Genomic DNA, 20,885 nt, shown 5'->3' with positions numbered 1-20,885 from the left:
CAGTCTCGGCCAGGGTTCTTCCTGAGTCGCAGTTATCTTTGTTCAAGGAGTTACACCATGTCTAATCGCCAAACCGGTACCGTTAAGTGGTTCAACGATGAAAAAGGCTTCGGCTTCATCACTCCACAATCCGGTGACGACCTGTTCGTTCACTTCAAAGCTATCCAATCCGACGGCTTCAAAAGCCTGAAAGAAGGCCAACAGGTTTCTTTCATCGCTACCCGCGGTCAGAAAGGCATGCAAGCTGAAGAAGTACAAGTTATCTAACTTGTAGCTTCTTTAGAAAAGAGCCCCGCCCTTAAAAGCGGGGCTTTTTTGTGTCTGTATATTTTGTTTGCCCCTCTTTTTGCCTCCGCTCTATATGATCCGCGCCCTGGAATCACATGGAAGAAGCAGGATGCAATTCATCTCTTGGAACACATTCAACGCGTTGCTGTTGGCGTTCGCCCCCCCTCTGAATGCAGAGACCAAATCTGATCATCCGACGGTGATTCTCGGCATGAACCCTCGTGCGACATATCTGGCGAAAGGACCAGAAGTCAATGGCCACTCTTCGATGCAACTCAGAGGCGCAGCGCTCCTGACGCTCTCGACTCCTCACGCCTGCGGGAGCAACGAGGTCTATTTGACGCCAGAATCATTGGGCATTCCGAACGAATCATTTCGACGAGCGCTCGGCGAAGTCCAAGACTTGATCGACCAAAAAATCCCCCTGATTCTGACGCTCTCCGCTTGCGAGCGAAAACGCGCCTTCTTCGAAAAGGTACGCCCCTGCACTCCTGAGGAGTGCGCAGACCTGACGAACCCTCTGGCAGACGACAAGCTTTATCTGGACGAGCACCTCAAGCCGATCGGCGAAGGCCTGGCGTTGTACTACCTGAAAATGCCAATGTCCTATGACGAAGAAAAACAGGCGTGGCAAGCACAAATTTTTTACCGGGACACGCGAAGTCTACGCAGCGAGCATTACGTCGACAGAGAAGACTTCGCTTCAGCGAAACCCGTTCTGACATACAAAGCTTACTATCGAAACGGAAAACCCCGCCGGACCTACCAGAATGATGCTAACGGCCTGCGTCAGGGCGAGGCGCTGACATATTCCGAACAAGGGGTCGTCATCAAGCGTGAAAACTACCTCAACAACCATCTCGAGGGTTGGCAATTTATCTATCACGAAAATGGCAAAATCGCTGAGTCCTACAATTGGCATCTGGGCAAGCATGTAGATGGCGAGTATTTGGAATATGACGAGGACGGGACGCTGATCGGGCGCAGCAGTTATCGAAATGACGTTCTCCACGGCCCTGCCCTTGGATACCACTCGAATGGACAGATCAGGTACGAAACCGTTTTCATCAACGGCAAATCCCAAGGGCCAAATAATCATTATTTTGATAATGGAGCCGTTGAGACCTCCCGCACCAATGTCGACGGCAAGCCAGATGGCTGGCTAACCACTTACTTCATCGACGGGACAGTCAAAGAGAAACAGTTTTACAGGGACGGTGTGCAACGAAGCTATGAGCAATGGAATGAGCAAGGCAGGCAAACCTTGCAGTGGCAGTGGGATGAAAAACATCGCCAACAGGGCGACTTCAAACAGTGGTACGCGACCGGCCAGCTTAAAGAACATCGAAAATACAAAGACGGCAACCTTCACGGATCATCCACGACATGGCACGAAAACGGTGAGATGGCTTCATTTACCGATTATATCGATGGCGCCGAGCATGGACCGATGCGCTTCTTCAGGAAAGACGGCAGCCTTAGCTACCAATGCCAATACCAGATGGGCGTCAGGCAGGGAGAATGTGTTTCGATTCCCGTCAGCAAGACCAAAGCAGAAAGCTGACAATGAAAAGCCCCGCAATCACGGGGCTTTCTCCTTTCTAGCGCAGGTGCTTACCAGGCCACACCAAACCCTGCGGTATAACGGGTCTTGTTCAGATCCGCATCGTTGGTGCCGCTGATGATGTCGCGCTCGGCCTTGAGGTTGAGCGAGGCCCAGTCGGTGACCTTGTAGCGCAGGCCCAGTTCGGCATCCAGCGCGTAATCGGCAACGCCCGACAGCGGCTTGCCGACTTCGCCATTGGTGAAGAACTCGACCTTCTTGCCGATCAGGTAGCGGTTATAGTCCCACTTCATCGCGACGGAATAGAAGTTGTCCTTGCTGCCATCGCGATACTCGTAATCGGTGCGGTTGAGCAACGAGCCCAGGGAGAACGCGCCGAGTTCGTCGTCCCAGAACTGGTAGCCCGGACCGGTACCGACCACGCGCTGACGCGCCAGCTCTTCGATGTGATCACGCTTGTAGTTGATGCGCCCCTGCCAGAACCACTGATCGGTGAGGAAACGGTCGAGAGAGTATTCGGCGCGCCAGTTGTTGGTGGTGGTTTCCGCATCCTGGACTTCGCGGTTGTACTCACCCTCGCCGGTATGGCGCCAGCGGCCATGGCGAGCCGAAGTCTTGAAGGCAACGTCGTAATCGTCGGTGTCCTTTTCGGCGCGCTGATAGTCCAGCGCCAGATCGACGTTGCCCTTCCATACCAGGTCGGTGACGATCGGCTTGGGCTTGAGGATCTGCTGAATGCTCGCCAGCTCGACCGTCTTCGGCGCCTCGCCGTTGGCCAGGGTGACCTTGCCATCGTCGGCCGCCGTCAGCGACTTCGACACTTCACCGGCATAGGCGTCCTGCTTCACCAGCAGATGCTGATCGCTGTCGAGGGTCTTGACCTCTTTCCAGTCAATCGCCACTGCGCCGGCGTATTTGGTCTGGATCAACAGCTTGCCGCCGTCGAATACCGTGATAGTGCCACTCAGCTTGTCGCCGTTTTTCAACCAGACGGTGTCGGCAAGCAGGGGCGTGGACGCGCTGAAAACAGCAAGGCACAACAGGGTTCTGGGGAACATAAGCAGATCGGGGGCTCGGAGTTGGCGAAAAGGGTCGGCATTATCCGTAGGATTTTGCCCATGACAAGGACTGACCGGACTATTTCAATTGAGTTCATTTCTCAACTGCGCCACGAGCGATTACCCTTGTCGCCATCGTCACGCCAATGCTCAGGAGCCGCGTACGTGAAAGACCCACTCGACAGCGTCGAAAACGATGCGCAAATCCGACGCACGGCACTCTACTCGACGCTCGCGCAAGTGCCCGAAGGCAAAGTCGTCAGTTATGGCCAGTTAGCCGAACTTGCCGGGCTGGGCCGCGCCGCGCGCTGGGTCGGGCGGACTTTGAGCCAGTTGCCCGGCGACACCAAGCTGCCCTGGCACCGCGTGCTCGGCGCCGGCGGACGCATCAGCCTGCCGGTCGGCAGCCCTTCCGGTGATGAACAGCGTGCGCGATTGCGCATGGAAGGCATCACCGTCCAGAACAATCGTGTGGATATTCGGCGCCATGGCTGGCGTCCGGTAGAGCACAGCGGTTAGAGTGCGCGCTTTGTTTTCGCAATTTTGAGGCAGACTTCAGCCCATGCCCCGTAAAACCTGGCGCGCCGCGCTCGCCGCCTATGCCAGTCCTTCGACGCTCGTGCTGTTGTTGCTCGGTTTTGCCGCCGGCCTGCCGTACATGCTGGTGTTCTCGACGCTCTCCGTATGGCTGCGTGAAGCGGGCGTGGCCCGTGAAACCATCGGCTATGCCAGCCTGATCGGCCTGGCGTACGCGTTCAAATGGGTCTGGTCGCCCCTGCTCGACCAATGGCGCCTGCCCTTGCTGGGCAAACTCGGCCGTCGCCGCTCCTGGCTGGTGCTCTCCCAGGCACTGGTGATTCTCGGCCTGATCGGCATGGGTTTCTGTGATCCGCAAAAGCATTTGTCCTGGCTGATCGCCATTGCCGTCGTCGTCGCCTTCGCCTCGGCCACCCAAGATATCGCGGTCGACGCCTATCGCCTGGAAATCGCCGATGACAGCCGCCAGGCCGCGCTCGCCGCCAGCTATATGTCCGGCTACCGCGTTGCCGCCCTGCTCGCCACCGCCGGCGCGCTGTTTTTCGCCGAAGGTTTCGGCTCAACCGGCTTCAACTATAAGCACGCGGCGTGGACCGGCACCTATGTACTGTTTGGCGCATTGATGGTGCCCGCACTGCTGACCACGCTGTTCATGCGTGAACCACCGGTGCCGCTGCGCACGCAGTTGCAGGCCGGGCGCTACACGTTCATGCATCAATTGATGTCGGTGTTCGTGCTGATCGTTCTGCTGGTTTCCGTGCCGGCGATGTTCACCCAGCTATACAACACCGATTTCGCTGGCGTGCTGTTCGGTGACATGAGCCCGCTCGACCTACTTCTCGAAGACCGCGCCTTTCTGCGCGCCATCCTCTATATATTGCTCACCGGCATGTGCCTGTCGGCCATGGGCCGACGCGGACTGGCGCCGGTACTCACGCCGATCAATGACTTCATCCTGCGTTATCGCTGGCAGGCGCTGTTGCTGCTGGGCCTGATCGCGACCTATCGCATGTCGGACACGGTAATGGGCGTGATGGCCAACGTGTTCTACATCGACCAGGGTTTCACCAAGGATCAGATCGCCAGTGTCAGCAAGATTTTCGGCCTGATCATGACCCTCGTCGGTGCCGGCATGGGTGGCCTGTTGATCGTGCGTTTCGGCATTCTGCCGATCCTGTTTATCGGCGGTGTGTCTTCGGCAGCGACCAACCTGCTGTTCGTCATGCTCGCGGACATGGGCCCGAACCTGCAGATGCTGGTGGTGACCATTTCCCTCGACAACTTCAGCTCGGGCCTGGCGACATCGGCGTTCGTTGCCTACCTGTCGAGCCTGACCAACCTGAAGTTTTCCGCAACGCAGTACGCCCTGCTCAGCTCGATCATGTTGCTGCTGCCGCGCCTGATGGGCGGCTATTCCGGCGTGCTGGTCGAGAAGTTCGGTTATCACAGCTTCTTCCTCATTACCGCCCTGCTCGGCGTACCGACGCTGCTACTGATCGCGCTGCACTGGTTCCAGGAGCGCCGCCGCGAAGGACAAACACCGACGCCCGAGCCTGCACCGACGCCCGTCACCGAAGAATCGTAGGACGCTTCGCCAATGGCGGGAGGAATCCCGCCGCTGGCGCCTTCCGCCGGCCACACTTCTGTACGTCAGCAAAACTCGCCGGTACACTGCTCCGTCATTTCCAGTCATAGCAACCGACAACGGCCAACCATGCGCACCAGTCAATTTTTGCTCGCCACACAGAAAGAAACGCCTTCCGACGCGGTCGTGATCAGCCACCAGCTGATGCTGCGCGCCGGCATGATCCGCAAGCTTGCCTCGGGCCTGTATACCTGGCTGCCGATGGGCCTGCGAGTCATGCGCAAGGTCGAAGCCATCGTTCGCGAAGAGATGAACGCTGCCGGTTCTCTGGAAGTGTTGATGCCGAGCACCCAACCGGCCGAGCTGTGGCAGGAATCGGGGCGCTGGGAAGAATACGGCCCTGAGCTGCTGCGCATCAAAGACCGCCACGGTCGTGATTTCTGCGCGGGCCCGACCCACGAAGAAGTGATCACCGATCTGATGCGCAACGAGTTGAGCAGCTACAAACAGCTGCCAATCAACCTGTACCAGATCCAGACCAAATTCCGCGATGAAATCCGCCCACGCTTCGGTTTGATGCGCGGCCGCGAATTCATCATGAAGGACGCCTACTCCTTCCACGCTGATCAGGCGTCGCTGCAGATCACTTATGACCGCATGCATGAAGCCTACTGCAACATCTTCACGCGTCTGGGTCTGAAATTCCGTCCGGTAGAAGCCGACAACGGCTCCATCGGCGGCGCCGGCTCCCACGAATTCCACGTGCTGGCCGAGTCCGGCGAAGACGATATCGTCTTCAGCAACGGTTCCGACTACGCGGCGAACATCGAAAAAGCCGAAGCGGTGCCACGGGAAACCTCGCGCCCTGCGCCAACCGAAGAACTGCGCTTGGTCGATACGCCAGACACCAAAACCATCGCGGCGCTGGTGGAAAAATTCAATCTGCCGATTGAAAAGACCATCAAGACCCTGATCGTCCACGCCGAAGAAGAAGGCAAGCTGATCGCGCTGGTGATTCGTGGCGACCACGAACTGAACGAAATCAAGGCTGCCAACCAGCCTGGCGTGGCCAGCCCGCTGGTGATGGCCTCCGATGCCGAACTGCGTGACGCGATTGGCGCCGGCGCCGGTTCGCTCGGCCCGCTGAACCTGCCGCTGCCGATCATCATCGACCGCTCGGTCGCGATGATGAGCGACTTCGGCATTGGCGCGAACATCGACGACAAGCACTACTTCGGCGTGAACTGGGAGCGTGATCTGCCGGTTCCGACCGTTGCCGACCTGCGCAACGTCGTCGCCGGCGACCCAAGCCCGGACGGCAAAGGCACGCTGGAAATCAAGCGCGGCATCGAAGTCGGCCACATCTTCCAGCTGGGCAACAAGTACAGCAAGGCGATGAAGTGCGAAGTGCTGGGCGAAAACGGCAAGCCGGTGACCCTGGAAATGGGCTGCTACGGGATTGGCGTTTCCCGCGTGGTCGCCGCTGCCATCGAGCAGAACAACGACGCCAACGGCATCATCTGGAGCGACACCCTGGCGCCGTTCCAGATCGCGCTGGTACCGCTGCGCTATGAAACCGAGCAGGTGCGCGAAGCCACCGACAAGCTGTACGCCGAACTTACGGCGGCCGGCTTCGAAGTGCTGCTGGACGATCGCGACAAGAAAACCAGCCCGGGCATCAAGTTTGCGGACATGGAGCTGATCGGCATTCCACACCGGATCGTGGTCAGCGACCGCGGCCTCGCCGAAGGCAACCTGGAATACAAGAGTCGTTCCGAAGCAGAGGCGCAAGCACTGCCGGTGGCCGATGTTGTGTCCTTCCTTCAGGCCCGTATCCGCCGCTGAAACCAGATAGAGACGTCATGTTCAAGCGAAACACCTTAGGCCTCGGTGGCGCCGCCCTGTGCGGCGCCCTGCTGGTCAGCGGCTGCGCCAATCACATGTCGCAACGCAGCGAGCACGAAGAGCGGGTCGAGCGAAAACTGCTCGATCACAGCCTGCAGATCGATGTCGGCGAGCCCAAGGTGCTCGAGCTGCCGCAGCGACGCGTGAAGATCAACGAGCAGAAGACTTTCGAAGTCACCGAGTTCGAGGTCACCCGCCGTTACGACCGCTACACGCCTTATCAACCCTGGCGCGAAGTCTACGAGATTCCGCTGGGGGCGGTGGCCGTGGTCGGTGGTGTCGGTGCCAACGTGGTCAACGTGTTTGCCCTCGGTAACCTGCCGGACAGCGTCACCAAGGATTGGCTGAGCTACGGTTTTGCCGGGCTCAACCCGTTCATGAACGTGCAGTCCAATGGTCGCGCGCAGCAGAACCTCGCGGGCATCGACGAAGTCCAGCGCGACAAGCGCACGGAGTATTCGAGCCTGCCGTGGAGCGAACGACCGGTGCAGGTCAAGGCCGGCAAGCAGACGTTCGACATGACCACCGACCGCAACGGTGTGCTGCGCTTGAATCTGCTCGATAGCCCTTTCGCCGAACATGACCTCAACCATGTTGGCCGCTTGCAGATCAGTGTTGAAGACGCCAAGGACGACGTGCATACCGACTCGACCCTGATGCTCAGCGGCCACCTGCGCGGCAAGTTGATCGAGGCGCACGGGCTGATTTATGACGACCTGGAAGATGATGAGGTGAGCCAGTGGGTACACCGGGTCAAACGCCTGTCGGAGCTGGGCCTGGAAGAAGAAGCCAGCGAATTGGAGCAGAGTCTGATCGAACTGACCCGCAATGATCCTGAGTTGCAGACTGAGTTTCTCAAGTCTCTGGCCAAGGATGCCGGGCGTTTAGTGGCTGATCCGGGACCGAATTAAAGCTTAGAAGCTTCGTCGGAACGCCGCCCGGAGCAGGCTCGCTCCCACAAGGGATCTGTAAACGACGCAGATCCAATGTGGGAGCGAGCCTGCTCGCGAAGAGCCCCTGCCAGGCACCGCAAATCTACCGCTCAAACAACTCCATCTGCTCAAACCCGCCGCGCAAATCCTCCAGCCTCACCCCCACCCCTAACAACCGCACCGGTTTGCCGCCGCGATTGAACGCCTGCGTCAGCATCAACTGATAACTGCCCAGGTCACGCCCTGCCCCGGCCTGTTCCAGCGTGGTCTGGGTGAAATCATGAAATTTGACTTTGACGAACGGCTTGCCCGGTCGATAACTGCTGTCGATCCGCGCCATGCGGGTTTTCAGGGTATCGAGCAACTCGGGCAATTTGTCCAGGCAGCTGCGCAAGTCCGGCAGATCAACGTCGTAGGTGTTTTCCACACTGATCGACTGCCGCCGGCTGTCGTTATGCACCAAACGATCATCGATTCCACGGGCGAGATTCCACAAGCGCTCGCCGAAACTGCCGAATTCGCGCACCAGCGCCAGCCTGCCCCACTCGCGCAAGTGCTGACAGTCAACGATACCAAGCTTGCCGAGCTTGTCGGCGGTGACCTTGCCGACGCCGTGCAGCTTGCTCACGGGCAGACCACTGACGAACTCCTCGACCTGATCCGGGGTGATCACGAACAAACCGTTGGGTTTTTTCCAGTCGCTGGCGATCTTCGCCAGAAACTTGTTTGGCGCAACGCCTGCGGAAACGGTGATGTGCAACTGATTGGAGACCCGGCGACGAATGTCCTGAGCGATGCGCGTGGCGCTGCCGCCCAAATGCGCGCTGTCCGACACATCGAGGTAGGCCTCGTCCAGCGAAAGCGGCTCGATCAGGTCGGTGTAGTCGGCAAAGATCGTATGAATTTCTTTCGAAGCTTCGCGATAAGCCTCCATGCGCGGCTTGACGATGGTCAGGTCCGGGCACAGCTTTAATGCATGCCCGGAAGCCATGGCCGAGCGCACACCATAGGCGCGCGCTTCATAGTTGCAGGTGGCGATCACCCCGCGCCGATCCGCCGAACCACCCACCGCCAACGGCTTGCCGGCCAGACGCGGATCATCGCGCATCTCGATGGCGGCGTAGAAACAGTCACAGTCGATGTGGATGATTTTTCGCTGGGTCATGTCGGAAAAAGACAACGTGGCAAGCCGGAGCGGCAGTATCTCATTGGCACCTGTATATAGCACCAGTGGTTGAATGTTCTTTTCCGACCGTAGGAGATTTCCGCTGAATTTATTTTTTCAATCACAGATCAAGGTGCAATAGAGCTGAAAGCCTTGCGCTACCTGCCCTGCGCGCCGGCCAACCGCCGCGAAAAGACGCTAAGCGCTTGAACCTCAACAGATTTATCCAGATCGACGGTTGACACGCTCGCGAACGTCTGTAGAATGCCGCCACACAGACGCGGGATGGAGCAGTCTGGTAGCTCGTCGGGCTCATAACCCGAAGGTCGTCGGTTCAAATCCGGCTCCCGCAACCAAACATCAGAAAAGGCTACTCGAAAGAGTGGCCTTTTTTGTGCGCGTCTGTTTTGCAAAGGGGCGCCCCGCTCAATCGCTGGCGAAACGGCAATTCGTTGCATTTCCGAAACTTACGCATCACCTGCGACCGTTTGCCGCGATTTCGCAGTTATTTGGCCCATTCCTGGATTAGCGGTTGACATCTCGTCGTTCGCCTGTAGAATGCCGCCACACAGACGCGGGATGGAGCAGTCTGGTAGCTCGTCGGGCTCATAACCCGAAGGTCGTCGGTTCAAATCCGGCTCCCGCAACCAAACATCAAAAAAGGCTACTCGAAAGAGTGGCCTTTTTTGTATCTGTTGAAAAAGTCCTTTCGCAACAATGATCTGTCACTGTGCAGTGAACCGCTGGGGATCATCAGTACCACTGACTTGCGACTATGCTTGAGTCGCGGACAAGGTATCTGCAATCCAGGAACTGCCCTCGCCGATGCCCGACGAGAGGCGTAGTATTTTGTGATTATTTTTTTCTACAGGGATTGGTAACTTGGCTGGATACCTCCATCCTGTCGCGCACAATCCAAGAGGTGATTGATGCGCGCCAACTCGTCTGATCCACAAGACACCGTTACAGCAGAACAACCGATCAAACCCGAGCGTTTGCGCTGGCTGGATCGATTAAGCAAATACCGTCAGCCGATCGGTCTGGCCGTCACGTTGCTGCTGTTTGCCATTGCCCTGATTGCCTGCCGCCATCTGCTCGCCGAGCTCGATCTCGACGCGCTGCATGACTCGATTCTGGACGTGCCGAAACCGGCCCTGCTCGGCGCCATTGGCGCGACCGTGGTCGGTTTCATCATTCTGCTCGGCTATGAATGGTCGGCCAGCCGCTACGCTGGCGTGAAACTGCCGCCGCGCACGCTTGCGCTCGGCGGCTTCACCGCTTTTGCGATTGGCAATGCCATTGGTCTGTCGCTGCTGTCCGGCGGCTCGGTTCGTTATCGTTTATATGCGCGATTGGGCGTCGGTGCGTCGGAAGTTGCGCACATGACGCTATTTGCCAGCCTCTCGCTGGGCTGCGCCTTGCCGCCACTGGCAGCGCTGGCCACCCTGAGCAACCTGCCCGCCGCCTCGCAAGCGCTTGGGCTGTCCGAATTCTTGCTGGGCTCGGTCGCCGCTGCCGTATTGATCCTTGGTGCGGTGCTGGCGATCGGCATCTATCGTCGTCGCCTGCCGGAACAACCCTACCCCGACAATCTGCTGGTCCGTGCCGGGCGGCGCACCCTGCGCCTGCCGGGTCGGCGCCTGACCTTTCTGCAACTGGTGATCACCGCTCTCGATGTCGCGGCTGCCGCCACCGTTCTCTATTTATTGCTACCGGAAGCGCCGCCGTTTGCGCCGTTCCTGCTGGTGTATCTGCTGGCACTCGCCGCCGGTGTCCTCAGCCATGTACCTGGCGGCGTCGGTGTGTTCGAAGCAATTCTGCTCGCCGCGTTTGCCGACAAGCTCGGCGCCGCGCCGCTGGCAGCCGCACTGCTGCTGTATCGCCTGATCTACGTGGTGCTGCCGCTGCTGGTCGCTTGCGTACTGCTGCTGATCAACGAAGGCCAGCGCCTGTTTCAATCCCAGACCATGCGCGCGGCGTCCGGTCTGGCCGCGCCGGTGCTGGCGGTGCTGGTGTTCCTGTCGGGCGTGGGGTTGCTGTTTTCCGGCGCCACCCCGGAGATCGACACGCGCCTGGAGCACATCGGGTTTCTGATCCCGCATCGTCTGGTCGATGCGTCGCACTTTGGCGCCAGCCTGATCGGCGTCCTCTGTCTGTTACTCGCGCAGGGCCTGCGCCGACGCCTGTCGGCGGCGTGGATGCTGACCACCATTCTGCTGCTGGTCGGCGCCCTGCTCTCACTGCTCAAAGGTTTTGACTGGGAAGAAGCCACGCTGATGACGTTGACGGCCGCGCTGCTCGGCGTGTTCCGCCGCTCCTTCTATCGCCCGAGCCGTTTGACCGAACTGCCGTTTTCGCCGCTGTATCTGGTCGCCAGTCTCTGCGTGCTGGGCGCTTCGGCCTGGTTGCTGCTGTTCGCCTATCAGGACGTGCCCTACAGCCATCAGCTGTGGTGGCAGTTCACCCTCGACGCTGACGCGCCGCGCGGTCTGCGCTCGCTGCTCGGTGCGGCGGTGTTGCTGGTAATAATCTCGCTGACCTGGCTGCTGCGCACCGCGCGCCCGGTGATCCATTTGCCGACGCCGGACGAACTGGATCGCGCGGCAAAAATCCTCATGGCCTCGTCGCAACCCGATGGCGGCCTCGCGCTGACCGGTGACAAGGCGTTGCTGTTTCACCCCAACGATGAAGCGTTCCTGATGTACGCCCGCCGTGGCCGCAGTCTGGTGGCGCTGTACGACCCGATCGGGCCGAGCCAGCAACGTGCGGAAATGATCTGGCAGTTCCGCGATCTCTGCGACATCCACCACACGCGCCCGGTGTTCTATCAAGTGCGCGCGGAGAACCTGCCGTACTACATGGACATCGGCCTGACGGCGATCAAGCTCGGCGAAGAAGCCCGGGTCGATCTGCTGCGCTTCGATCTGGAAGCCAAGGGCAAGGAGATGAAGGACCTGCGCTACACCTGGAACCGTGGTACCCGCGATGGACTTTCGCTGGAAATTCATGAGCCCGGGCAGGCGCCGATGGACGAGCTGAAAGTGATTTCCGATGCCTGGCTGACGGGCAAGAACGTGCGTGAGAAAGGCTTCTCCCTCGGCCGTTTCAGCGACGATTACCTGAAGCATTTCCGCATTGCGGTGATTCGCTTCGAAGGCCGCCCGGTGGCGTTCGCCAATCTGCTCGAGACCTACAGCCACGATCTGGCCAGTCTCGACCTGATGCGCGCGCACCCGGAAGCGCCGAAGCTGACCATGGAATTCATGATGGTCGGCCTGATTCAACACTATAAGAGTCACGGATACGCGCGCTTCAGCCTGGGCATGGTGCCGTTGTCGGGGCTGCAACCCCGGCGCGGCGCACCACTGACCCAGCGCCTGGGCTCGATGGTCTTCCGCCGTGGTGAGCAACTGTACAACTTCCAAGGCTTGCGCCGCTTCAAAGACAAGTTCCAGCCTGACTGGGAACCCCGTTATATGGCCGTGCCCGCCGGACTCGATCCGCTCGTGGCGCTGGCCGACACTGCCGCCCTGATCGCGGGCGGCTTGACTGGATTGGTGAAACGCTGATGATTCAACGCTCCCTGAAGTACATCCTGGCCGCCCTGCTGGTGCTGGCCGTGATTGCCGGCGGCGGTTACTGGTACCTCAAACGTCCGGCACCGGAACCGACCGTCGAACAACTGAAACCCGCCGATGGCACAGCCATGACCCGCGTGATCCCCGGCAGCAAGCCGAAGGCTCAGGTGCTGGTGGCCGTCAACGACGAACAGAAGCTCTCCGAGAAACAACTGACCACCCTCAGCCGCAGCGCTTCGGCGCAGATCGTTCAGGTGATTCTGCCCAAGGACTGCCTGCTGCAAAGCCGCGCCCTGCAATCAGGCCTGCGTGAACTGAATGGCCCGGCCACTCTGGTCAGCGGCATCGGCCCAGGCGCTGTGCTGGCGTGGCGCTGGCTGGCGGAACAGAAAGACGACAAGGCCCAGGCCATCTCCGTCGACTTGGCTCTGGAAAAGCCCGGCTGCACCCACCTGCTGCCGAAATCCGCCGCCCACGGCCACTGGCTGGTGGCGTGGAACGACAACCCGGACGACGCCAGCGCAGGCTTCGTGCGCGATCAGCCGAACGCCGAAACCAGCATCAGCGACTACGACATCAACCTGCCGCAAGTGCTGAACAACGAACTGCGCAAAATCCTCGTCGGTGGCGACAAGGCCAACGGCGGCCTGGCGATCCCGGTCGTGGAAGTGCCGGCCGGTCAGGCCAACGACACCGTTACCCTGTTCCTCTCCGGCGACGGCGGCTGGCGTGACCTCGACCGCGACGTGGCCGGGGAAATGGCCAAGATCGGCTACCCGGTGGTCGGCATCGACACCCTGCGCTACTACTGGCAGCACAAGAGCCCGGAGCAAAGCGCACTCGACCTCACCGAACTGATGCAGCACTACCGGCAGAAATGGGGCACCAAGCGCTTCATCCTCACCGGCTACTCGTTCGGCGCTGACGTCCTCCCGGCGATCTACAACCGCCTGCCAGAGAACGAACAGCAACGCGTCGACGCGATCATCCTGCTCGCCTTCGCCCGCACCGGCAGCTTCGAAATCGAAGTCGAAGGCTGGCTGGGCAACGCTGGTAAAGAAGCCGCCACCGGCCCGGAAATGGCCAAACTGCCAGCGGCCAAGGTTGTGTGCATCTATGGTGAAGAAGAAACCGACGAGAGCGGCTGCACGGACAAGACGGCAGTGGGTGAGGCAGTGAAGCTGCCTGGCGGCCACCACTTCGACGAGAACTACCCGGCGCTGGCCAAGCGTTTGGTGGACTTGATCGAGAAGCGTCAGAGCAAGAACTCGGTCGCCGAAGAGTGATCTGAGCCGCATCCACAAAAGGCCCCCACAACTTCGCAGTTACGGGGGCTTTTTACATTCCAGCCGCGAACAAAATCTCTGGTGGGAGCGAGCCTGCTCGCGAAAGCGGTGGGTCAGTTTACAGATTCGTCGACTGACACTACGTCTTCGCGAGCAGGCTCGCTCCCACAGGGGAATTGCGCTAAATTCAGCGGTTTTGTGCCGACGCTCGTAAATTTCTTGACTCTTCAGGAAGATAAAAACGCCAAGTGTCCACATTCCATAAAACGTGGACACCTGCATGATTGGCATTATCGAATCATCAACTCCACACCCATTCATCTACCGAACAAATACCCACAAAATCGCCAGCAACGTTTAGTTTCGTTTACTTCCAGTCTCGCAATATCAGATGACGCCCACAGACCTTGTAGGCAAACTCCGAAACTCTTGTTGGGGCGCTGTGCCGCTCTATTGCGCTGTTTTTCGACGGGATACTCTCCGGACGTCGCTGACCCATTCAGCGATCGGGCTTGGTAACCCGGTGGAATAAGGCGCAACAGCGCACCCGACACGACTCAGCCGAAATCCCGTCCGAGTCCCTGTGTTATGGCAGCTGTGCGTGGGACGCTTTCGGGCGTGCCGGTTTCCTTGATTCCCCGGTTTACCAACCTGCGCACAGCTGCCACCCATTCGCTTGGTATCGGATGCGGCAGCTCTCGAAATCAAGGGAACTGACAATGAACAATCCATCTGATCTTGAAACCATCGGCTTCACCCCCTTCCTCTACCACTCGGATCAAGCGTTCTTCAACGTCCGCGCCGGCATCCCGATCATCGATGCCTTGTCGCAATCCTCCGACCTGCTATCCCTCGCCAAATCCTTCGCAGAAGACGCTGCTTTCAACAGAGACACCGACCGCCACGCCTGGGCTGCGCATTACCTGACGATGATGGGCAAAGCCTTGGTTGATGACGTGATCCAAGCGCTGATCCCACGACCCGCGCGGACGAAGACTGAATCTGAAGAAGAATTACCTGATAGCCCCTAACACTGCAGCCCCTTGTGGGAGCGAGCTTGCTCGCGAATGCGGTGGTTCAGCCACCACATGCTTCGACTGACACTAAGCCTTCGCGAGCAGGCTCGCTCCCACAGGGAATCAGCGGTGGTTTGAGGATTGGGCACAGGCACAAAAAAGCCCCCGCCAGCCGCAAGGCTGACGGGGGCTTTTCAGTTGAGGCGCAGGCTACATCTCCACCTGCGTCCCCAACTCAATCACTCGGTTCAGCGGCAGATTGAAGAACCTCAAGTTCCCATTGGCATTCTTCAACATGAACGCAAACAACGCCTCACGCCAACGCGCCATCCCCTCGAGTTTCGAAGCAATCACCGTTTCACGGCTGAGGAAATAGGTCGTGCGCATCGGGCTGAAGTCCAGATCATCCAGATGACACAGCTTCAACGCTTGCGGCACGTCGGGCTCGTCGGTGAAGCCGAAGTGCAGGATCACCCGGAAGAAACCCTCTCCGTGCGCTTCGACCTCGAAGCGCCGCGATGGCGGTACGCGCGGGATGTCCTCGTAGACCACTGTCAGCAACACCACTTGCTCATGCAGCACCTGGTTGTGCAGCAGGTTGTGCAGCAGCGCGTGGGGCACGGCGTCGGAGCGTGCGGTGAGGAACACAGCGGTGCCCTGCACGCGATGCGGCGGTTGCACGCGGATGCTGCTGATGAAAATCGGCAGCGGCAGCGCGCCTTCGTCGAGGCGTTCGACCAGCAGTTGCTTGCCGCGCTTCCAGGTGGTCATCAGCACGAACAGGGCGATACCGGCGATCACCGGGAACGCGCCGCCCTGGACGATTTTCGGCACATTGGCGGCGAAGTACAGACCGTCCACCAACAGGAAGCCAAGCAACACCGGCACCGCGAGGATCGGTGGCCATTTCCATAGCAGCAGCATGACCGCCGACACCAGAATAGTGGTCATCAGCATGGTGCCAGTCACTGCCACGCCGTAGGCCGAGGCCAGTGCACCGGAGGATTCGAAGCCCAGCACCAGCAAGACGACGCCGACCATCAGCGCCCAGTTCACCGCGCCAATGTAGATCTGGCCCTGCTCGTCGCTGGAGGTGTGCTGGATGTACATGCGCGGTATGTAACCGAGCTGGATCGCCTGACGGGTCAGGGAGAACGCACCGGAAATCACCGCTTGCGAAGCGATCACCGTGGCCAGGGTCGACAGGCCGACCAGCGGAATCAGCGCCCAGCTCGGTGCCAGCAGGTAGAACGGGTTACGCGCGGCGTCCGGGTTTTCCAGCAGCAATGCGCCCTGGCCGAAGTAGTTGAGCACCAGCGCCGGCAGCACCAGCAGAAACCAGGCGCGGGCGATCGGCTTGCGGCCGAAGTGGCCCATGTCGGCGTACAGCGCTTCGGCGCCGGTCAGCGCCAGCACCACGGCGCCGAGAATTGCAACGCCCATGCCCGGGTGCACGACGAAAAAATTCACCGCCCACATCGGGTTCAGTGCGTGCAGCACTTCCGGCGTGTGGCTAATGCCGTACACACCGAGGGCGCCGAGGACGAGGAACCAAGTGACCATGATCGGCCCGAACAGAATGCCGATCCGCGCGGTACCGTGGCGCTGGATCAGAAACAGCGCGACCAGCACCACCAGCGACAGCGGCACCACCCAGTGATCGATGCCTTCAAACGCCAGGCCGAGGCCTTCGATCGCCGACAGCACCGAAATGGCCGGGGTGATCATGCTGTCGCCATAGAACAGCGCCGCGCCGATCAGCCCGCACACCACCAACAGCGTGCGCAGGCGCTTGCGCCCCGCCGCTGCCCGCCGTGCCAGTGCCGTCAGGGCCATGATGCCGCCCTCGCCCTGGTTGTCGGCGCGCAGGACGAACATCATGTATTTGATCGAGACCACCCAGATCAGCGACCAGAAGATCAACGACAGAATGCCCAGCACGCCGTCGTGATTGACCGGCACACCATAACCGCCGGAAAACACTTCCTTGAGGGTGTACAACGGGCTCGTGCCGATGTCGCCATAAACCACCCCGACCGCCGCGACCAGCATGCTCAGCGGTCTGCTTGCCGAACCCTCGGCGCCCGCCGCATGACTACTTGCCTGACCCATCCAACACTCCTGATCTCGATACCGGCTTCTTTGAAGGAAGCACTATGCTTTGAGTTGCAGCATGCGCTGTTTTACCTGTTGTTACAGACCAATGATTGACTGCACGAAATCGGTAAAGCTCAACGGCGCGAAGCATAGCGCAGCACTCGTCGTATTTCCCCGTATAAAGCTGGTCAAGTGCGTTGCCCGCCGCTAGAATTGCGCACTTTTTGATCAGAGGCGCATCTCAAGCGCCCATCCGTCAGCTGCCGCGTGTGGCCAGCGACGTCACAAAATACCGAGGTTAGACATGTCCACCACTCCTGCGCCGGCCAATCCAAAGGTTGGCTTTGTATCTCTGGGTTGCCCGAAAGCACTGGTCGACTCCGAGCGCATCCTGACCCAGCTGCGCATGGAAGGTTATGACGTGGTGTCCACCTATCAGGACGCCGACGTCGTGGTGGTCAACACCTGCGGCTTCATCGATTCGGCCAAGGCCGAGTCGCTGGAAGTGATCGGTGAAGCGATCAAGGAAAACGGCAAGGTCATCGTCACCGGCTGCATGGGCGTGGAAGAAGGCAACATCCGCGACGTACACCCGAGCGTGCTGGCCGTGACCGGTCCGCAGCAGTACGAGCAAGTGGTCAACGCCGTGCACGAAGTGGTGCCGCCGCGTCAGGATCACAACCCACTGATCGACCTGGTGCCGCCACAAGGCATCAAGCTGACCCCGCGCCACTACGCGTACCTGAAGATTTCCGAAGGCTGCAACCACAGCTGCTCGTTCTGCATCATCCCGTCGATGCGCGGCAAACTGGTCAGCCGTCCGGTCGGTGACGTGCTCGACGAAGCTCAGCGCCTGGTCAAATCCGGCGTCAAAGAGCTGCTGGTGATCTCGCAAGACACCAGCGCCTACGGCGTCGACGTGAAATACCGCACCGGCTTCTGGAACGGCGCGCCGGTGAAAACCCGCATGACCGAGCTTTGCGAAGCACTGAGCACGCTGGGCGTCTGGGTCCGCCTGCACTACGTTTATCCGTACCCGCACGTCGACGAGCTGATTCCACTGATGGCCGCCGGCAAGATCCTGCCGTACCTGGACATCCCGTTCCAGCACGCCAGCCCGAAAGTCCTGAAGTCGATGAAACGCCCGGCGTTCGAAGACAAGACCCTGGCACGCATCAAGAACTGGCGCGAAATCTGCCCGGACCTGATCATCCGTTCGACCTTCATCGTCGGCTTCCCGGGCGAAACCGAAGAAGACTTCCAGTACCTGCTCAACTGGCTGACCGAAGCCCAGCTCGACCGCGTCGGCTGCTTCCAGTACTCGCCGGTCGATGGCGCGCCAGCGAATGATCTGGATCTGGAAGTGGTACCGGACGACGTCAAGCAGGATCGTTGGGAGCGCTTCATGGCGCACCAGCAGGCGATCAGCTCGGCACGCCTGCAAATGCGCATCGGTCGTGAAATCGAAGTGCTGGTGGACGAAGTCGACGAGCAAGGCGCGGTTGGCCGTTGCTTCTTCGATGCGCCGGAGATCGATGGCAACGTGTTTATCGACAATGGCAGCAACCTGAAGCCGGGCGACAAGGTCTGGTGCAAGGTGACTGACGCCGACGAATATGATTTGTGGGCTGAGCAGATCTGAACGTCAAGAGCCCCTCACCCTAGCCCTCTCCCAGAGGGAGAGGGGACTGATCGAGGTGCTCTTCAAAGGATGGCGACTTGAAATATCGAGTCGAACTCAGGCTTTGAACAGCACGAAGATCAGCTCCCTTCCCCCTCGCCCCCTCTGGGGGAGAGGGTTGGGGTGAGGGGGAGAGATCTTGCTGGCGACAGAAATAGCCAGCCAGACACCGCAACAAATCCAAAAAGCCCCGCTCTTTTCCGAGATGCGGGGCTTTTTTGCGGCTATCGTTTAGCGGGGGACGGACTCCCTTGAACCGCACAAGAGGCACACGCACATGCGTCAGCATTCGGTCATTCACACACCGAAAATCAGCGATTACGAAGAACTGACCCGGGTCTGGGAGGCCTCGGTCCGTGCGACTCACCAGTTCCTGCCGGACAGCTACATCGAGCTGCTGCGCAATCTGGTGCTCACCCGCTATCTTGATGCGGTCATGCTGATCTGCACCAAGGACCGCCAGCAGCGCATCACCGGGTTTGCCGGTGTGGCGGCGGGCAAGATTGAAATGCTGTTCATCGATCCTGATCATCGTGGTCAAGACTTGGGCAAGCAGTTGCTGCGCTATGCGATCGAACGGCTCAACGCCGATGAACTCGACGTCAATGAGCAGAACCCGCAAGCCTTGGGTTTTTATGAAAAGCAGGGATTTGAAGTGATCGGCCGCTCCGAGGTCGATGGCATGGGCCAGCCGTATCCGCTGCTGCATATGCGCTTGCGGCAGTCCCAACAGCGCTCAAGCAACGGCTGACACACCATGGAACCCCTGTGGGAGCGAGCCTGCTCGCGAATGCGGTGATCAGTCACTGCAAACATTGACTGGCGGGATGCCTTCGCGAGCGGGCTCGCTGCCACATTGAATACAGTGCCTGCAAATGGAACCGGGCTTAACCGCTTCCACACAGGTACAATGCCCACCCCTTTTTTGTTACGGCCCCGTCATGACTGACCCGATTCGCCTCTCCAAACGCCTCATCGAACTGGTCGGTTGCTCCCGCCGGGAGGCCGAGCTGTTCATCGAGGGCGGCTGGGTCACCGTGGACGGCGAAGTCATCGATGAGCCGCAATTCAAGGTTGGCGAGCAAAAGGTCGAGCTCGACAAGGACGCCAAGGCCACCGCGCCGGAGCCGGTGACCATCCTGCTTAACGCGCCCGCCGGCATGGATGTCGACAGCGCCATGCAATCGCTCAGCGCCGAAACCCTCAGCGAAGAGCATCGCTACGGCAAGCGTCCGTTGCGCGGGCATTTCCTGCGCCTGACCGCCAGCGCCGACCTGCAGCCCAAGGCCAGCGGCCTGCTGGTGTTCACCCAGGACTGGAAAATCCTGCGCAAGCTCACCGCCGACGCAGCGAAGATCGAGCAGGAATACATCGTCGAAGTCGAAGGTGAGATGGCTGCCCACGGCCTCAACCGCCTGCAGCATGGCCTGACGCACAAGGGCAAGGAGTTGCCGCCGGTGAAGGCCAGCTGGCAGAACGAAAACCGTCTGCGCTTCGCCATGAAAAACCCGCAGCCGGGAATCATCGCGCAGTTCTGCGAAGCGGTCGGCCTGAAGGTCATCGGCATCCGCCGCATCCGCATCGGCGGCGTGTCGATCGGCAAGGTCCCGGTTGGCCAATGGCGCTACCTGTCCGGCAAAGAGAAGTTCTAGAACTTCCACTGCCGCCCCACATTCCGGCAGCGCTTACGAGCGCTGCCCACAACGCATCAGGAATACCGACATGGTTCATAACGACGTACTGCGCAGCGTGCGCTACATGCTCGACATCAGCGACAAGAAAGTTGTCGAGATCATCAAACTGGGCGGCATGGACGTCACACTCGCCGATGTCATCACCTGGCTCGACAAGAAAGAAGAAGACGAAGAAGGCTTCGTACGTTGCCCGGACGAAGTCATCGCGCACTTCCTCGACGGTCTGGTGATCTTCAAGCGCGGCAAGGACGAAAGCCGTCCGCCGCAGCCGATCGAAGTGCCGGTGACCAACAACATCATCCTGAAAAAACTGCGTGTGGCCTTCGAACTGAAAGAAGACGACATGCACGCGATCCTCAAGGCCGCCGAGTTTCCGGTATCCAAGCCTGAACTGAGCGCGCTGTTCCGCAAGGTCGGCCACACCAACTATCGCCCGTGTGGCGACCAGTTGCTGCGTAACTTCCTCAAGGGCCTGACCCTGCGCGTCCGCCCTGCCTGA

16 protein-coding genes and 2 tRNA genes are annotated in these 20,885 nt (G+C 59.7%); 15 read left to right on the top strand and 3 right to left on the bottom strand.

The features are described 5' to 3' along the window. The first annotated feature begins 57 nt into the window (after positions 1-57). Positions 58-267, top strand: coding sequence for a cold-shock protein (locus OC605_RS16720; protein WP_002554837.1), 210 nt, complete (start codon positions 58-60; stop codon positions 265-267). 130 nt (positions 268-397) lie between these two features. Then, positions 398-1,852 (top strand): toxin-antitoxin system YwqK family antitoxin, encoded by a 1,455-nt coding sequence (locus OC605_RS16715; RefSeq protein WP_225927669.1) that lies wholly within the window; start codon positions 398-400, stop codon positions 1,850-1,852. Between the two features lie 50 nt (positions 1,853-1,902). On the opposite strand, the gene OC605_RS16710 is transcribed toward OC605_RS16715, so the two are convergent. After that, positions 1,903-2,910, bottom strand: a complete 1,008-nt coding sequence (locus tag OC605_RS16710) for a DUF481 domain-containing protein (protein ID WP_024011896.1) — start codon at positions 2,908-2,910, stop codon at positions 1,903-1,905. A 165-nt stretch (positions 2,911-3,075) separates the two neighbouring features. On the opposite strand from OC605_RS16710, the gene OC605_RS16705 reads away from it, so the two are divergent. From OC605_RS16705 to OC605_RS16690, 4 genes are all read left to right on the top strand, one after another. After that, positions 3,076-3,429 carry an MGMT family protein gene (locus tag OC605_RS16705; RefSeq protein ID WP_016771391.1) on the top strand — a complete coding sequence of 118 codons (354 nt, stop codon included), beginning with the start codon at positions 3,076-3,078 and terminating at the stop codon, positions 3,427-3,429. Between the two features lie 43 nt (positions 3,430-3,472). Beyond that, entirely contained in the window at positions 3,473-5,032 is a 1,560-nt protein-coding gene (locus OC605_RS16700; protein ID WP_024011895.1) for an AmpG family muropeptide MFS transporter, read from the top strand. 129 nt (positions 5,033-5,161) lie between these two features. Then, the gene (locus OC605_RS16695) at positions 5,162-6,877 is read left to right on the top strand and encodes a proline--tRNA ligase (protein ID WP_024011894.1); all 1,716 of its coding nucleotides are present in this window, start codon (positions 5,162-5,164) and stop codon (positions 6,875-6,877) included. Between the two features lie 17 nt (positions 6,878-6,894). Next, the gene (locus tag OC605_RS16690; protein ID WP_073475925.1) at positions 6,895-7,848 is read left to right on the top strand and encodes a hypothetical protein; all 954 of its coding nucleotides are present in this window, start codon (positions 6,895-6,897) and stop codon (positions 7,846-7,848) included. A gap of 124 nt (positions 7,849-7,972) precedes the next feature. On the opposite strand, the gene dinB is transcribed toward OC605_RS16690, so the two are convergent. Next, the gene (gene dinB, locus OC605_RS16685; RefSeq protein ID WP_262138275.1) at positions 7,973-9,034 is read right to left on the bottom strand and encodes a DNA polymerase IV; all 1,062 of its coding nucleotides are present in this window, start codon (positions 9,032-9,034) and stop codon (positions 7,973-7,975) included. A gap of 279 nt (positions 9,035-9,313) precedes the next feature. On the opposite strand from dinB, the gene OC605_RS16680 reads away from it, so the two are divergent. The 5 genes from OC605_RS16680 to OC605_RS16660 all read left to right on the top strand — a co-directional run bounded on the left by OC605_RS16680 (position 9,314) and on the right by OC605_RS16660 (position 14,929). Then, positions 9,314-9,390 (top strand) — tRNA-Met (locus OC605_RS16680). Positions 9,391-9,607: 217 nt separating this feature from the next. Beyond that, positions 9,608-9,684: transfer RNA gene (locus OC605_RS16675), tRNA-Met, on the top strand. Positions 9,685-9,963: 279 nt separating this feature from the next. Further along, positions 9,964-12,603 carry a bifunctional lysylphosphatidylglycerol flippase/synthetase MprF gene (gene mprF, locus OC605_RS16670; RefSeq protein WP_262138273.1) on the top strand — a complete coding sequence of 880 codons (2,640 nt, stop codon included), beginning with the start codon at positions 9,964-9,966 and terminating at the stop codon, positions 12,601-12,603. After that, the gene (locus OC605_RS16665; protein WP_262138271.1) at positions 12,603-13,898 is read left to right on the top strand and encodes a virulence factor family protein; all 1,296 of its coding nucleotides are present in this window, start codon (positions 12,603-12,605) and stop codon (positions 13,896-13,898) included. Before mprF ends, OC605_RS16665 begins: the two co-directional genes overlap by 1 nt. 719 nt (positions 13,899-14,617) lie before the next feature. Then, positions 14,618-14,929 (top strand): DUF3077 domain-containing protein, encoded by a 312-nt coding sequence (locus OC605_RS16660; RefSeq protein ID WP_262138269.1) that lies wholly within the window; start codon positions 14,618-14,620, stop codon positions 14,927-14,929. A gap of 195 nt (positions 14,930-15,124) precedes the next feature. Here OC605_RS16660 and OC605_RS16655 read toward each other — a convergent pair whose 3' ends face one another. Continuing rightward, positions 15,125-16,966 carry a potassium transporter Kup gene (locus OC605_RS16655; RefSeq protein ID WP_371699263.1) on the bottom strand — a complete coding sequence of 614 codons (1,842 nt, stop codon included), beginning with the start codon at positions 16,964-16,966 and terminating at the stop codon, positions 15,125-15,127. 349 nt (positions 16,967-17,315) lie between these two features. Here OC605_RS16655 and rimO point away from each other — a divergent pair, with 349 nt between their 5' ends. The 4 genes from rimO to OC605_RS16635 all read left to right on the top strand — a co-directional run bounded on the left by rimO (position 17,316) and on the right by OC605_RS16635 (position 20,885). Next, the gene (rimO, locus tag OC605_RS16650; protein ID WP_024011887.1) at positions 17,316-18,653 is read left to right on the top strand and encodes a 30S ribosomal protein S12 methylthiotransferase RimO; all 1,338 of its coding nucleotides are present in this window, start codon (positions 17,316-17,318) and stop codon (positions 18,651-18,653) included. Positions 18,654-18,969: 316 nt separating this feature from the next. Then, positions 18,970-19,443 carry a GNAT family N-acetyltransferase gene (locus tag OC605_RS16645; protein WP_262138264.1) on the top strand — a complete coding sequence of 158 codons (474 nt, stop codon included), beginning with the start codon at positions 18,970-18,972 and terminating at the stop codon, positions 19,441-19,443. Positions 19,444-19,633: 190 nt separating this feature from the next. Then, entirely contained in the window at positions 19,634-20,344 is a 711-nt protein-coding gene (locus OC605_RS16640; RefSeq protein WP_056783317.1) for an rRNA pseudouridine synthase, read from the top strand. Positions 20,345-20,414: 70 nt separating this feature from the next. Further along, on the top strand, positions 20,415-20,885 hold the full coding sequence (locus OC605_RS16635; protein WP_056783315.1) for a DUF1456 family protein: 471 nt from the start codon (positions 20,415-20,417) through the stop codon (positions 20,883-20,885).

The organism is Pseudomonas sp. Marseille-Q5117 (assembly GCF_946901175.1).
GTDB lineage: Bacteria > Pseudomonadota > Gammaproteobacteria > Pseudomonadales > Pseudomonadaceae > Aquipseudomonas > Aquipseudomonas iranensis.
The sequence above is the reverse complement of the archived record's forward strand: the minus strand, read 5'-3'. Positions and strand labels throughout refer to the sequence as shown.

Excerpts from the sequence above, each read along its gene's own strand:
- OC605_RS16720 (WP_002554837.1), top strand. The coding sequence starts at position 58 with ATGTCTAATCGCCAAACCGGTACCGTTAAGTGGTTCAACGATGAAAAA.
- OC605_RS16715 (WP_225927669.1), top strand. The coding sequence starts at position 398 with ATGCAATTCATCTCTTGGAACACATTCAACGCGTTGCTGTTGGCGTTC.
- OC605_RS16710 (WP_024011896.1), bottom strand. The coding sequence starts at position 2,910 with ATGTTCCCCAGAACCCTGTTGTGCCTTGCTGTTTTCAGCGCGTCCACG.
- OC605_RS16700 (WP_024011895.1), top strand. The coding sequence starts at position 3,473 with ATGCCCCGTAAAACCTGGCGCGCCGCGCTCGCCGCCTATGCCAGTCCT.
- OC605_RS16695 (WP_024011894.1), top strand. The coding sequence starts at position 5,162 with ATGCGCACCAGTCAATTTTTGCTCGCCACACAGAAAGAAACGCCTTCC.
- OC605_RS16690 (WP_073475925.1), top strand. The coding sequence starts at position 6,895 with ATGTTCAAGCGAAACACCTTAGGCCTCGGTGGCGCCGCCCTGTGCGGC.
- dinB (WP_262138275.1), bottom strand. The coding sequence starts at position 9,034 with ATGACCCAGCGAAAAATCATCCACATCGACTGTGACTGTTTCTACGCC.
- mprF (WP_262138273.1), top strand. The coding sequence starts at position 9,964 with ATGCGCGCCAACTCGTCTGATCCACAAGACACCGTTACAGCAGAACAA.
- OC605_RS16665 (WP_262138271.1), top strand. The coding sequence starts at position 12,603 with ATGATTCAACGCTCCCTGAAGTACATCCTGGCCGCCCTGCTGGTGCTG.
- OC605_RS16660 (WP_262138269.1), top strand. The coding sequence starts at position 14,618 with ATGAACAATCCATCTGATCTTGAAACCATCGGCTTCACCCCCTTCCTC.
- OC605_RS16655 (WP_371699263.1), bottom strand. The coding sequence starts at position 16,966 with ATGCTGGTCGCGGCGGTCGGGGTGGTTTATGGCGACATCGGCACGAGC.
- rimO (WP_024011887.1), top strand. The coding sequence starts at position 17,316 with ATGTCCACCACTCCTGCGCCGGCCAATCCAAAGGTTGGCTTTGTATCT.
- OC605_RS16645 (WP_262138264.1), top strand. The coding sequence starts at position 18,970 with ATGCGTCAGCATTCGGTCATTCACACACCGAAAATCAGCGATTACGAA.
- OC605_RS16640 (WP_056783317.1), top strand. The coding sequence starts at position 19,634 with ATGACTGACCCGATTCGCCTCTCCAAACGCCTCATCGAACTGGTCGGT.
- OC605_RS16635 (WP_056783315.1), top strand. The coding sequence starts at position 20,415 with ATGGTTCATAACGACGTACTGCGCAGCGTGCGCTACATGCTCGACATC.